General features: G+C 69.9%; 12 protein-coding genes. 9 read left to right on the top strand and 3 right to left on the bottom strand.

Going from position 1 to position 12,618, the window contains the following annotated elements; translation table 11 throughout:
* The first annotated feature begins 29 nt into the window (after window positions 1-29).
* From GA0115234_RS08075 to GA0115234_RS08050, 6 genes are all read left to right on the top strand, one after another.
* The gene (locus GA0115234_RS08075) at window positions 30-1,484 is read left to right on the top strand and encodes a serine/threonine-protein kinase (RefSeq protein ID WP_093540197.1); all 1,455 of its coding nucleotides are present in this window, start codon (window positions 30-32) and stop codon (window positions 1,482-1,484) included.
* Window positions 1,485-1,596: 112 nt separating this feature from the next.
* Complete coding sequence (locus GA0115234_RS08070; protein ID WP_093540196.1) at window positions 1,597-2,070, top strand: RICIN domain-containing protein; 474 nt, start codon at window positions 1,597-1,599, stop codon at window positions 2,068-2,070.
* Window positions 2,071-2,194: 124 nt separating this feature from the next.
* Entirely contained in the window at window positions 2,195-3,163 is a 969-nt protein-coding gene (locus GA0115234_RS08065; RefSeq protein WP_093540195.1) for an LGFP repeat-containing protein, read from the top strand.
* 58 nt (window positions 3,164-3,221) lie between these two features.
* On the top strand, window positions 3,222-4,208 hold the full coding sequence (locus tag GA0115234_RS08060; protein ID WP_093540194.1) for a hypothetical protein: 987 nt from the start codon (window positions 3,222-3,224) through the stop codon (window positions 4,206-4,208).
* Between the two features lie 66 nt (window positions 4,209-4,274).
* Window positions 4,275-5,267, top strand: a complete 993-nt coding sequence (locus tag GA0115234_RS08055; protein ID WP_093540193.1) for an alpha/beta hydrolase — start codon at window positions 4,275-4,277, stop codon at window positions 5,265-5,267.
* Window positions 5,268-5,331: 64 nt separating this feature from the next.
* Window positions 5,332-6,555 (top strand): DUF4185 domain-containing protein, encoded by a 1,224-nt coding sequence (locus GA0115234_RS08050; protein ID WP_093540192.1) that lies wholly within the window; start codon window positions 5,332-5,334, stop codon window positions 6,553-6,555.
* A 41-nt stretch (window positions 6,556-6,596) separates the two neighbouring features.
* On the opposite strand, the gene GA0115234_RS08045 is transcribed toward GA0115234_RS08050, so the two are convergent.
* Complete coding sequence (locus GA0115234_RS08045; RefSeq protein WP_093540191.1) at window positions 6,597-7,187, bottom strand: TetR/AcrR family transcriptional regulator; 591 nt, start codon at window positions 7,185-7,187, stop codon at window positions 6,597-6,599.
* A gap of 199 nt (window positions 7,188-7,386) precedes the next feature.
* Between GA0115234_RS08045 and GA0115234_RS42775 the strand changes: the two genes are divergently transcribed.
* Together GA0115234_RS42775 and GA0115234_RS08035 are read left to right on the top strand one after the other, a co-directional pair.
* Window positions 7,387-9,570, top strand: a complete 2,184-nt coding sequence (locus GA0115234_RS42775; protein WP_237541149.1) for a polymorphic toxin-type HINT domain-containing protein — start codon at window positions 7,387-7,389, stop codon at window positions 9,568-9,570.
* 119 nt (window positions 9,571-9,689) lie between these two features.
* Window positions 9,690-10,076 carry a hypothetical protein gene (locus GA0115234_RS08035; RefSeq protein ID WP_093540189.1) on the top strand — a complete coding sequence of 129 codons (387 nt, stop codon included), beginning with the start codon at window positions 9,690-9,692 and terminating at the stop codon, window positions 10,074-10,076.
* A gap of 36 nt (window positions 10,077-10,112) precedes the next feature.
* Here GA0115234_RS08035 and GA0115234_RS08030 read toward each other — a convergent pair whose 3' ends face one another.
* Window positions 10,113-11,021 (bottom strand): endonuclease/exonuclease/phosphatase family protein, encoded by a 909-nt coding sequence (locus GA0115234_RS08030; protein WP_093540188.1) that lies wholly within the window; start codon window positions 11,019-11,021, stop codon window positions 10,113-10,115.
* Between the two features lie 99 nt (window positions 11,022-11,120).
* Complete coding sequence (locus tag GA0115234_RS08025; RefSeq protein ID WP_093540187.1) at window positions 11,121-11,555, bottom strand: ATP-binding protein; 435 nt, start codon at window positions 11,553-11,555, stop codon at window positions 11,121-11,123.
* 209 nt (window positions 11,556-11,764) lie between these two features.
* Between GA0115234_RS08025 and GA0115234_RS08020 the strand changes: the two genes are divergently transcribed.
* Complete coding sequence (locus GA0115234_RS08020) at window positions 11,765-12,616, top strand: helix-turn-helix domain-containing protein (protein ID WP_093540186.1); 852 nt, start codon at window positions 11,765-11,767, stop codon at window positions 12,614-12,616.
* Window positions 12,617-12,618 lie beyond the last annotated feature (2 nt).

The raw sequence follows: 12,618 nt of genomic DNA, 5'->3' as shown, positions 1-12,618 counted from the left end.
GTGCGGCGGGCCCACCGGAGGGGGAGACGGTGCGTGGCAGGAGCGACACCTCAGGAAGTGACCGTACGGAACTGCTCCCGCGCGGCTACCGGGTCGGCGGCTGGGAGGTCGTCGAGCCGATCGCGTCCGGCGGCTGGGCGACGGTGTACGCGGGCCGCCCGGCCCATGGCAGGACCGACGGCCCGGCCGGCGGCCCGGCCGACCACCCGCGCGATGCCTCGGCCGATCGCTTAGCCGGCCCGGCCACCGTCCCGGCAGAGGTCGCGCTCAAGTTCCTGCCGACCGCCGGGCTCGCACCGCGCCAGGCCCGCAAGGTCGCGGAGACCGCCCGTCGCGAGGTCGAACTGGCCCGCCGGGCCGGCCATCCGCGGCTGATCCGCCTGCTGGACTCCGTCGTGGTCAGCGATCCGGACCGGGCGTTCCTGGACGGCGCGATCGTGCTGGTGATGGAGCGGGCCGCGCGCAGTCTGCGGGACCTCTTCGACGCCGGAGCCGCGGAGGCGGACATTCCCAGGCTGTTCGCCGAGATCTGCGAGGGCCTGGCCCATCTGCACGGCAGCGGCTGGGTGCACGGCGACCTCAAGCCGGAGAACATCCTGCTGATGGCCGACGGTGCGCTGAAGCTCTCGGACTTCGGGCTCGCCACCGAACTGACCGGCACCGACGGCACCCACGGGTACGCGCCGCCGATGGGCACCCTGGACTACCTCCCGCCCGAGCGCTGGCAGGCCCCGCTGGGCGAGCACGGTGTGGAGGTCCGGCCCAGTGCCGACATCTGGGCCCTGGGCATCATGGTCCACGAGGTGTTCGCCTCCGGCGCCTCGCCGTTCCCCGGTGCGACCCCGGTGTCACGCGGCGCGGCGGTACAGGAGTACGCCGAGGGGCGCGCGCCGCTGCGGCTCGACAGTGCGGTGCCGCCGTTCTGGCGGGCCCTGGCCGCCGACTGCCTGGCCCCCACCCACGCCGACCGCTCCGCGCACACCGCCGAGAGCCTGCTGGCGCGCATCAACGCCCGGTCGGTGCCGCCCCGCCCGGTCCGCCGCCGGTGGGGGACCCGCGCCGTCCTGCTGACCGTCGCGGTGTGCGCGGTGGCCGCCACGGTCTGGTCGCACCTCGGCGGCGGCGCGTCCGGCGCGAGGGGCGAACCGCCCGGCAGGCTCCGGGTGTTCAACGCCGACGACACCTGCCGGGACCGTACGGACCGGACCCCGCAGTGCAGTCTCGGCCTGGCGATCGATCCCCTTGTGCCGTACACCATCGACAACGTCGTACCGACACGGGTGTGGCACGGCGACGTCCTCGCCGTCGAGTGCCGCCTCCCCAAGGGGGTGCCCATCATCGACGAGTCGGACGCCCGCTCCACCCAGTGGTACCGGGTCCGTCTGCCGGCCGGCTCCTCCCGTTCCTCGGCCTGGCTGCCCGCCGTGCGCACGACGGACCGCCCCCGGGTTCCCGACTGCCCGCGGCCCGAACCCGTCCGATGAGTGTCGGCGTCGGCGTCGCGGGCTGTCACTCCGGATCGTTCCGGATGTCCCGCCGGGCGGCCCGGCGGCAGGCTTGCGGACCACAGCCACCGCAAGGAAGAGGGAACAGCCCATGCGCGGCACGCGCTCGCTCCTGCTCGGCGGGGTCTTCGTCCTCGCCTCCCTGACCGCGCCGCCCGGCGCCCTGGCCGCCGAGAACGGCTCCGCGTCCGCCGCGCGGGCCGCTGATGCCACCCAGAGCTTCCGTAACCAGGCCACGGGCCGTTGCATGGACGACACCGACGACGGCTTCCGCACCTGGAGCTGCAACGGAAGCAATCCGCAGCTGTGGGACGTGAAGGTCTGGGCCGACGGAACGCGCCAGCTGCGCAACGTCAACACGAACCGCTGCGTCGAGGACAGCGACAACGGGTTCCGCACCGTCGGTACCTGCGGCTCCGGACCGGAGCAGAGCTGGTGGATCAAGGTCTGGGGCGACGGCACGGTCCGCTTCCAGAACCAGGCGACCCTGCGGTGCATCGACGACAGCTCCCTGGGCTTCCGCACCTGGCCGTGCAACGACACCCCGTACCAGAGCTGGTTCTGACGCGGCCACCACCGCGAACACTGCCGTCTCCCCCCCAACTCCCCCAACTCCCCCGAGGAGCAGTCAGGTGCGTGGCTCGACCGAACGACGACGCGCGATACGGAGATCAGCGGTCCTGCTGGTCATGGTGGCCGTGACCGGCCTCGGCAACCCGGCCTTCGCCCGGGACGCGGGCGATGTGCCGGGCCCGCTCGCCAACACCGCCCCGGCCACACTGTTCTGCGACATCCCGGCGGACCGGGACATCGCCGTGACCCGCAAGGTGTACGAGGTCGGGCAGCGCCGGGGCGTGTCCGACAAGGTGATGCTCGCCGGCTTCGAGACGGGCTGGGTCGAGTCCCGTATGAACAACCTGGCGTGCGGGGACCGGGATTCGCTCGGGGTCTTCCAGCAGCGGCCCTCGATGGGCTGGTGCGAACCCGCCCAGTGCCTCGACGTCGACTTCGCGGCGAACAAGTTCTTCGAGGTGGCCCAGCAGATAGAGCCCGACTGGGACACCGCGGGCGAGCTGGCCCAGGCCGTCCAGCGCTCCGCGTACCCGGAGCGCTACCCCCAGGCGGAGGGCTACGCCCGCGAGCTGATGGCCGAGGCGTTCCAGCCGTACGGCACGATCGGCACGAAGTACGCCGACCTGGGCGGCCCCGGGGGCCCGCTCGGCCCGCCGCTCCGCGCCGAGGAGAACTCCTCGCTCGGCGGACGTTTCCAGCTCTTCCGGAACGGGATCATCCTCTGGCACCCGGACGAGGCCCACGCCATCTACGGCGACATCCTCACCAAGTTCTGGGACACCGACGCCGAACGCCGCTGGGGCTTCCCCACCACCGACGAAGCCGACGCCGCACCAGCACCCGACGGAACCCGGGGCCGCTACCAGTTCTTCGAACACGGCCTCTTCCTCTGGTCCCCCCAGACCGGAGCCCACACCGTCCACGGCGCCATCTACGACGCCTTCCACGCCGCCGGACACGAAACCGCACTCGGCTACCCCCTCACCGACGAAACCGACGAAGCGGGCGGCGGCAAAGCACAGAAATTCCAGAAGGCCACCATCCACTGGAACGCCGACCGCGGCACCTGGATCACCGACAACTGACCGGACAACCGACCGGGAGACAGCCATGAGACCGCTGATCCTTCTGAGCCTTCGGCGCATGATCGGGGCAGTGACCCTGGTCCTGGCGGCCCTCGCGATCACGTTCACCACGGCGCCCGCCGCGAGCGCCTCGGAACCGGGCGGGCCGATCGGGCGCGGCGAGGCGATGGACCGCGCGTGGTCGTGGATCGCCGAGCAGGTGCCGTACAGCCAGAGCGGCTGCCACGAGAACCAGTTCGGCTGCTACCGGCCGGACTGTTCGGGCTATGTGTCGATGGCCTGGAACCTCGGTACGTCCCTGACCACCTGGGGCCTGTGGGACGTCACCTTCGACATCCCCGCGGGCGACCTCCAGCCCGGCGACGCCCTGCTGCGCGACTCGGGCGGCACGGACCATGTGGCGCTCTTCCTCCGCTGGGCGGACCCGGCCCGCACCCAGCCGGTGGTGCGCGAGGAGTACGACTTCGGGCACGTCGCCGAGGAGCGGGTGTGGGGCGACGGGCTCAGGGGCTTCGCGCCCCGCCGCTACAACAACCTGGACGACCTCATTCCGTACGGCACCATCGCGGCGAAGTACGACAGCACGGGCGGGCCGGGCGGACCGCTGGGCCGGCCGATCACGGGGGAACGCGACTCCTCGCTCGGCGGACGTTTCCAGCAGTTCCAGAACGGGATCATCCTCTGGCACCCGGACGAGGCCCACGCCATCTACGGCGACATCCTCACCAAGTTCTGGGACACCGACGCCGAACGCCGCTGGGGCTTCCCCACCACCGACGAAGCCGACGCCGCACCAGCACCCGACGGAACCCGGGGCCGCTACCAGTTCTTCGAACACGGCCTCTTCCTCTGGTCCCCCCAGACCGGAGCCCACACCGTCCACGGCGCCATCTACGACGCCTTCCACGCCGCCGGACACGAAACCGCACTCGGCTACCCCCTCACCGACGAAACCGACGAAGCGGGCGGCGGCAAAGCACAGAAGTTCCAGAAGGCCACCATCCACTGGAACGCCGACCGCGGCACCTGGATCACCGACAACTAGCCCACCCCAGCCGCTACTTCCACTGCCACTCGCTTCATCACCACTGACGACGACCAGGAGAACGCGTTGAGCACGCACCAGCACCCCACCCGCAGGAACATCCTGAAGACCGCAGGCGGCCTCTCCGCCGCACTGGCGCTCGGCGCGGGCGGCGTCCTCGCGTCGGCCACGGCGGCGAGCGCGGCCGGTGACGGCTTCGGGCTGCACATCGTGGACCGCAACGAGAGCGACCACCGCATGTGGTACTACCGGTTCCAGACCGACGCGATCGGCTGGAACCCCGGCGTCAACGTGCTGCTCCCCGACGACTACCACACCAGCGGCCGCACCTACCCGGTCCTCTACGTGTTCCACGGCGGGGGCACGGACCAGGACTTCATCACCTTCGACCGCCTGGGCATCCGCGACTGGACCGCGGGCAAGCCGGTGATCGTCGTGATGCCCGACGGCGGTCACGCGGGCTGGTACTCCAACCCGGTCAGCTCCAACACCGGCGCCCGGAACTGGGAGACCTTCCACATCGCCCAGCTGGTCCCGTGGATCGACGCGAACTTCCGCACCTTCGCCGAGTACGACGGCCGCGCGGTCGCCGGGTTCTCGATGGGCGGCTTCGGCGCGCTGAAGTACGCGGCGAAGTACTACGGCCACTTCGCCTCGGTGAGCGCCCACTCCGGCCCCGCCAGCCTGCGCCGCGACTTCGGTCTGGTCGCCCACTGGGCCAACGCCTCCTCCGCCGCCCTGGACCTGGGCGGCGGCACGGTCTACGGGGCGCCGCTGTGGGACGAGGCCAGGGTCAGCGCCGACAACCCCGTCGAGCGCATCGAGAGCTACCGGAACAAGCGGGTCTACCTGGTCGCCGGCACGAGTCCCGACCCTGTCAACTGGTTCGACACGGTCAACGAGACCCAGGTGCTCGCGGGCCAGCGGGAGTTCCGGGACCGGCTCGGCCAGGCGGGCATCCCGCACGAGTGGCACGAGGTGCCCGGCGGGCACTTCGTGCGCCCCGATCTCTTCCAGCGCGACCTCGACGGAGTCATCGCCCGGCTCCGCAAGGCGTGACCCGGCGCCGTACCCCACCCCTCGCCGCCGCACCCGCTCTCCCCGACACACGGAGGATCCGACCATGTCCACCCCCTCACAGCCGGAGCGCCGGGCCGCCACCCGCCGGTCGGCGCTCAAGGCAGGCATGGGCTTCGCCCTGGGTGCCGGACTGCTGGGCGCCGCCCCCGGCGTGGCCGCCGCCCGCGACCGGTCCGCCCCGGGGCGCCCGGCCGCGCGGCTGCTCCAGAGCGGCGCCCCGCTGTGCGAGCAGCCCGGCGACTCGGCGAGCGCGCAGGGTCTCGGCTCCGGTGACCTGGCGATCCCGTACTACCGGGAGCACGACAACACCTGGGGTTATGTGTTCGGCGACGCGTTCGGCGGGATCGCCCAGGCCGATCCCTATCTGGGGTCTCCGGTGATCCTGAACCAGGCGGGCTTCGACGCCTCCGGCGCGAGCCCGATCTCGTTCACCTGGGCGCTGCCCACCGGAGGCGCGGCCCGCCAGTGCTTCGACTACGCGCACCGGGCGGACAACGGGCACGGCTTCGAGATCTCCCGCATCCCCAACGACTGCATCGAGTTCGGCGGCCGCACGTACATCCAGTACACCTCGGTGGCCCTGTGGGACAACATCCCGGCCGGGTACGACGGCTCGCTGATGTCGGGCGTCGCGTACTCGGACGACTACGGCGTGACCTGGCAGGACTACCCGTACCACTGGGCGGGCGACACCCAGGGGACGAACCAGTCCATGTACGGGATGTGGTCGTTCGCGGGCATCGATCCCGACGGCTGGCTGTACATCTTCTCCAAGCGCTGGAACGGCACGCATTCGAACACCGCCGACGGCGGCGCGATCCAGCTGTTCCGCATCCGGCCGGACGAGTTCCGCGCGGGCAACTTCGGGGCCCAGGAGAACTGGGCCTTCCTGGACAACCGCTGGCAGTGGACGACGGCGCCGGCACCGTCGATCATGCTCTCCGGGAACAGGATCGGGGAGTTCTCCGTCAAGCGGATCGGCAGCACGTACTGCATGAGCTACTTCGACGTGGACGACTACGCGATCTGCACCCGCACCGCGTCCCGCCCCGATGCCGTCTGGACCGCCCCCAAGCCCCAGATCGTCGGCGACGGTCTGCCGCCGCACCACTGGGGCAGGCCCCAGCTCCCGTTCCTCTACGGCGGATACATCCATCCCGGCAGCGCGAGTGCCACGTCCCTGACCCTGATCGCCTCGCAGTGGCAGTCGGTGAACCAGGGCAAGACGCCGTACCGCGTCCTCCAGTACGACGGCATCCAGCCCTGATGCCCGCTGCCCCCGTCGCGGCCATGGGCCCGGCCACCCGGTCAGGGACTGATCGAACGCCAGATGTGATCGGGCAGGGTCCGGGCGGCTTCGTCCATGTCCACGTCCCCGGCGGACAGCCACCTCCGGGCCACGGCGGTGACCGGTCCGAGGACGAGCGCCTCGATCACGGGCGCGGGGAGCGAGGTGATCTCACCGGCCTCCCGGCGCCCCCGCACCCAGAGTGCGAGGGGTGTCAGCCGTGCTTCCTGGGAGTCGCGGATCCGCCCTGCCTGGGCCATGGACTCGTGGTCGGCGGTGGCGGAATGCAGGAGCCGGGCCTCGTCCGGGCGGGCCTGCACAAAGGCCAGATACGTCCGGACGAGGGCCTGGACCCCGGAGCGGGCATCCGTGGTGCGGCGCAGTTCCGCGACGAGTTCGTCCAGGAGTCTGCCCAGACAGCGCAGGGCGAGGGCGTTGTGCACACCCTGGAGGCTGCCGAAGTGGTGGTAGACGCTTCCGGCGCTGACACCGCTGGCCCTGGTGATCGCGCCGACGGTGAGGCCGGCCTCGCCGGAGGCGGCGTAGATCCCCAGTGCGGAGTCCAGGACCTGCTCGGCGGTGGCTTCCCCGCGCTGCTGCTTCGGGCTCATCGAGCGGACGTCCTCGGTCTGATCTGAACACGGAGGACGTCGAGGCCCTCTCCGCCGTCAGTGTAGGCACAGACCAAGGTGTCTGGAATTTTTTCTAGAAAACCACTCCAATTCTGGGCCCCGGCCCCCACACTGAGCCGGTGTCAGGAGCGGCGCCATGGCCGTGGGCCGTGCGTATCGAGTCGTCGAGGGAGACGGCATGACCGAACCGAGCGATTTCCGGGGCCGCCGGCAGGACGAGCCGCCCACCCCGCCCCCGCCACCCGCGTACCCCCCGATGCCGGTACCGATGCCGGCGCCGCCGCCCGGCCCCGGGGCCCCCTGGTGGCGGCGGCTGACGGACCGCCAACGCCTGCTGCTCTTCGGCGGGGTCGGGGTCCTGGTCCTGGCGCTGGTGGCCGGAACGCTGCTGACGGTCTCCGGCGCGGTCGGGTCCGACGACGGCAAGGCGGTGGCGAAGCGGAACCTCCAGCCGTTCCGGCAGGCGGTCGAGGAGCTCGGTGCGGCGCAGGGGCTGACGTACCAGGACACGTCCGCCTTCGGTGTCACCGAGAACCGGATCACGGCCACCGCGGGCGGCAGCAAGTACGGCACCACCTCCTCCGGCGGGAAGCGGCTTGAGCAGGGCCTGTTGAACGTCGACGGCAAGACCTTCATGCGGTGGTCCCAGGACCCCGCACCGCCCCCGGGCGCCGAGTCGGGCAAGCCCGGCAAGTGGATGGCCGACCACGAGGACAAGGACTCCCTCGTACAGGAGGCACTGCGGCGGACCCTGCCTCCGCCCCAGTTGGCGGAGGTCCTCACCCAGGCCCTCGACGCCCTGGAGAAGGCCCCGCCCGCGGCGGAGCGCCCGGACGAGAAACCCCGCAGCGTGCACGGGAAACCCGCCCTCGCCATCGACACCTCGGCCGGCCGGCTGCTGGTGACCCGGCAGAAACCCCACCAGGTCCTCCGCCTGGAGCCCTACGACTTCCATGAGTTCACCGAGCGGCTCAAGGAAGGCGAGGCGCCGGAGACGATCCCGGAGGTGACCCGCGGGCCGCTCACGGTCGGCAGCCCCGAAGGCATGGACATCATGCCGGTCCTCGGGGACGCCGTCGACGCGATGTTCGACACCCTGCTCGACCACACCAAGCAACTCAAGAACGCGGGCGACCGGGGCATCGACTTCACCATCGACGGCTCGGGCGACATGAACTGCAGCTCGTCGGGCTGCTCCGTCACCCAGAAGTTCACCGGCGAGGTCACCTCCAAGGCCCGGGACGAACGCGTCAGCAAGGGGCAGGTCTCCGCCGTCCTGACCGCCACCTTCTCCATCGGCGGACAGTCCGCGGGCAAGTGCACCAGCCCGCGCAGCACCTTCCGCCTCACCGGCAACAACGCCGCCGGCACCCTGAGGTGCTCCAACCCCGGCGCCGGTTCCGTCTACTCCTCGGTGGCCGAGCGCTACAAGGCCAGGGCCGAGGCCCAGTCACGCGCAAGCGGCGGCCGAGTCGTCCACTACAGCATCCCGCTCCGCGCCAACACCCTCGTCGAGGCCAGCGCCTTGGCCGCGGTCGAGGTCAAGGCACTGGTCGACGGCGTGCAGGGGGAACGGACCGTCGGGGACTGCGTGAAGCCCCACAGCTTCCCCTCCGGTACCCAGGTCCTCCTTGCCGACGGCACGCACCGCTCCATCGAAGACATCCGCACCGGAGACCGGGTCACCGCCACCGACCCGGGCAGCGGACTCACCGCCGCGCGCCCGGTCACCAACACCATCACCACAGACGACGACAAGAACTTCACCCGCCTCACCCTCACCACCGGCCACGGCGCCGCCACCCTCACGGCAACCGACAACCACCCCGTCTGGCTCACCAACACCAAGGACTGGGCCGACGCGGCGGACATCCGCATCGGCGACGAGGTCCGCAGCCCCACCGGCGCCTCGCTCCGGGTGGCCGGAGTCCTCGACCAGCAGGGCAGGCAGCGCACGCACGACCTCACCGTCGGCGGTCTCCACACGTACTACGTGCTGGCGGGCGGGACACCGGTCCTGGTCCACAATTCCGGAGGGGCGTGCAAGGAAGTCGTTCTGGACAGATTCGACAGCTTCGAGCAGGCCCGGAACAAGGCGCTCGAACTGCTGGGCAAGATCGATCCGGCTACTCGGCAGCCGTACATCGGCCGTCTCGAATCCGCACCGACAACCTATGGCAAAGTAGTGGGATTCACCACTCGGGTGAACGGCGAATTCAAGAGGTTCAGGATGGACTACGACCCCGAGAAGGGGCCCCACATCAACGTGGAAATCGGCAAGGGCGACTCCGCACGCAAGTGGGCCGTACCATGGAAGGGGACGGAAGAAGATTTCGCGAAAACCCTCGGCGGTAATTCTTGACACTCGACGGTGTGTACGGGACCAGACCGGACCTCCTGCCCCGGTCCATGGTCCGATTGGTTCGCGCGGATAAGCAGACCAATCGGCGACTGACCTGGGTCGGACGGTCAGGGGTACAGTTGCTGACCCTCGATCAGCATCTCCGGTACGAGCACGAAAGCCTCGGCCGCTACCCGCGCAATTCCGACGGCGCGATCGAGTGGAGTGCGGTGGCTGACGAGTTGGTGCTCTGCTCGATGGACTCGGATTCCACCGAGCAGAGCACCGTAATTCAGCAGTTCACCCCAAAAATCGGCAACCTGATTTTCTTCTGGGGGAGCCTGGCGGTTCCGAGCGTGGAGATGGGGGTCGAATCCTCCCTCACCCACCTGCCCGGCATCGCGGAATTCACGCCGGAATTCTGGATATATTCACCCGGTGACCACATCGTGGTGGAGCTTTCGTTTTCCGGCGTAGTCACGGCGGCCCGTGTACCTGCGAAAACGGATGGCCGGAGTCCTGCGTAACGCCGATCGACGGCGACTCCACCGCTCAAGTCCCGGTCACTTGGCGGGCAGCGGCACCGACCCGTGGATGGAGTAGCGGTCGGACAGCCCGACGTACGCCGTCACCGAGCACGCGCTGAACGAGTAGAGGCTGAAGATGTAGTCAATCTTCTCGCCGTCCTTGGTGTTGGGGCCGTCGTACACCGTCGCCGCCTGCTTCTTCTGCCAGGTGCGCTCGGGGTCGTCCCAGCCCTTGCCCCCGGTACTGAAGTGCGCGGCGCAGTACATGGCCGCCCGGGACGGAACGGTGGCGCGGACCGCCGTACGCCGCTCGGCCTTGCGGGTCACCCCGTCCTTGTTCACGTACGTGGCCGGGGACGGCAGCTCGTACGCCTGATACCAGGCGTACGCATCGGGAACCGCGATGGCCACGCCGTACGCTCCCCGGTCGTACCCGTCGGCGTCCATGCACTCCTTCTGCGCCTTCAGCCCGGTCCCGTCGACGTTGTAGTTGATCGGCGCGAAGCGCACGTCCCACTGGTAGGGGCCCTCTTCCAGCGCCAGCTCCACCGTCTTGGCGTGCTTCTCGCAGATCTCCTGGAGGAAGATCACGTCCGGGTAGGACACGGCCTCGGCCAGACACTCCTTGAGGCCCGCGGCAAGGGCGTCCTCGCCGATCGGCTTGCCGCCGTTGCACGGGCTCACCGTGTTGATGTCGCCGCAGACGTTCCAGGACGTGATCCGCGCCGTGGTCGCGGCGGCCGAACCGGCGAGCGGCGGCACAGCGCTTCCCGCGTCGGCGGTGCCTTCCGGGATCCCGGCCGCACCGGCCTTCACCAGGGTGAACCGCTCCCACGAACCCACGTAACCGGCACGGGCCCGCAGGAGCCCGTAGTCGTTCCCGGCGGCGTTCTTCTCCGCGGAGACGTACAGGCCCTCGCTCTGCCCCTTCAGGGCGTACTGCACGTCCCCCCAGCGATTCGAGAGCGAACCGCTCCCAGCCACCGATCTTCGCGCCACGGGCCCGCAGCATTCCGTCATGGGCCCCGCCGTCCTCGCCCTCCTCTACGCCTTCGCCGCGCACTCGACCCAGAGCACCTTCCCGCCCCGCCCCGGCAGCCCGCCCCGCATCGGGTACCCGCCCCAGCACTCCGCGTACAGCGTGACGAGATACAACCCCCGCCCCCGCTCGGCCAGTTCCTCCGGAGTCCCGGCGCCCCATCGGAACGGTGCCGGGATGTGCGGATCGGTGTCCCGGACGCTCAGCCGGACGCGGCTGCGCCCGGCGTCGCGCAGGCGCAGGGAGTACGGCCCCGAGGAGTACAGGTAGGCGTTGGTGACCAGTTCGCTCGCCAACAGTTCGGCGATCTCGGTCAGTTCGGGCATGCCGTGCACGCGCAGGACGTTGCGGAGGGTGGCGCGGGCGACACCCGGTGCGCGGGGATCCTGCGGGAGTTGGAGGGTGTATGTCCAGGGCGGGGATACCGTGGAACCGACCATGGAAGTCTCCGTTCACGGGCGGAAGTTGGGTCGCGGATTTCCGGTTGCCCGGCGACGAGGCCGCTCCGTCGAGCGGGGTACTTCCGGGCGGGCGGCCTGAGACCGAGACTAGACTCGCGACAAAGAAGTTTTGTCGAATCGCGAGAAAATACAGGTCGATTCCCTCGTGTGAGTGACATTCCAACCAGCCCCAGGTCAGGAGGAGTTCGATGGCAGCGAGGCCAGCGCTCACGGCCCGTCGCAGTCGCCTTGGAGCTGAGCTCCGCAAGCTCAGGGAGCGGGCGGGGATGACCGCGACCGAGGCCGCGAAGCGGGTGGGAACCAGCTCAGGACAGTTGAGCAACGTGGAATCCGCCCGTTTCGGCGTGAGCCCCGAACGAGTGCGTGCCATGGCGCGCGTCTACGCCTGTTCCGACGACGCCTACGTCAATGCGCTGGCCGCCATGGCGATCGAGCGGTCATCCGGCTGGTGGGAGCAGTACCGGGACATCCTCCCGGCAGGGCTGCTGGACCTGGCGGAGTTCGAACACCACGCGGTCGCCCTGCGAACCGCCTACACCTGTCACATCCCAGAGCTGCTCCAGACCCCGGATCACGCACGCGCCGTGTTCGGCCAGGTCGTACCGCAACTGACGCCGCCGGAGATCGAGCACCGCGTCTCCCACCGCATCAAGCGCCAGGACGTCATCTACCGGGCATCTCCCGTCACATACTCGGCCGTCATACACGAGGCGGCTCTCCGAATGAAGTTCGGTGGGCGCGAAGCAGCACGCAAACAGCTGGAGCACATCGTGTCGATGAGCAGCCAGTCACATATCACCGTCTCCGTGATCCCGTTCGACGCCGGCGCCTATCCGGGATCCGGACAATCGGTCGCGTACGGGCGCGGCCCGGCTCCTCAACTGGACACAGTGCATCTCGACCAGTCCCACGGGCCGGTTCTGCTGGACGCCGAGCATCAGCTGCTGAAGTACCGCAGGCTCCTCGACCGGATGGAATCCGTCGCGCTCACCTCGAAGAAGTCACAGAACTTCATCCGCCGCATCGCACAGGAACTGTGAAA

It is taken from the genome of Streptomyces sp. DvalAA-43 (assembly GCF_900091725.1).
Classification (GTDB): domain Bacteria; phylum Actinomycetota; class Actinomycetes; order Streptomycetales; family Streptomycetaceae; genus Streptomyces; species Streptomyces pulveraceus.
Note: the sequence above shows the minus strand (reverse complement) of the source record. Positions and strands in the feature narration are given on the sequence as shown.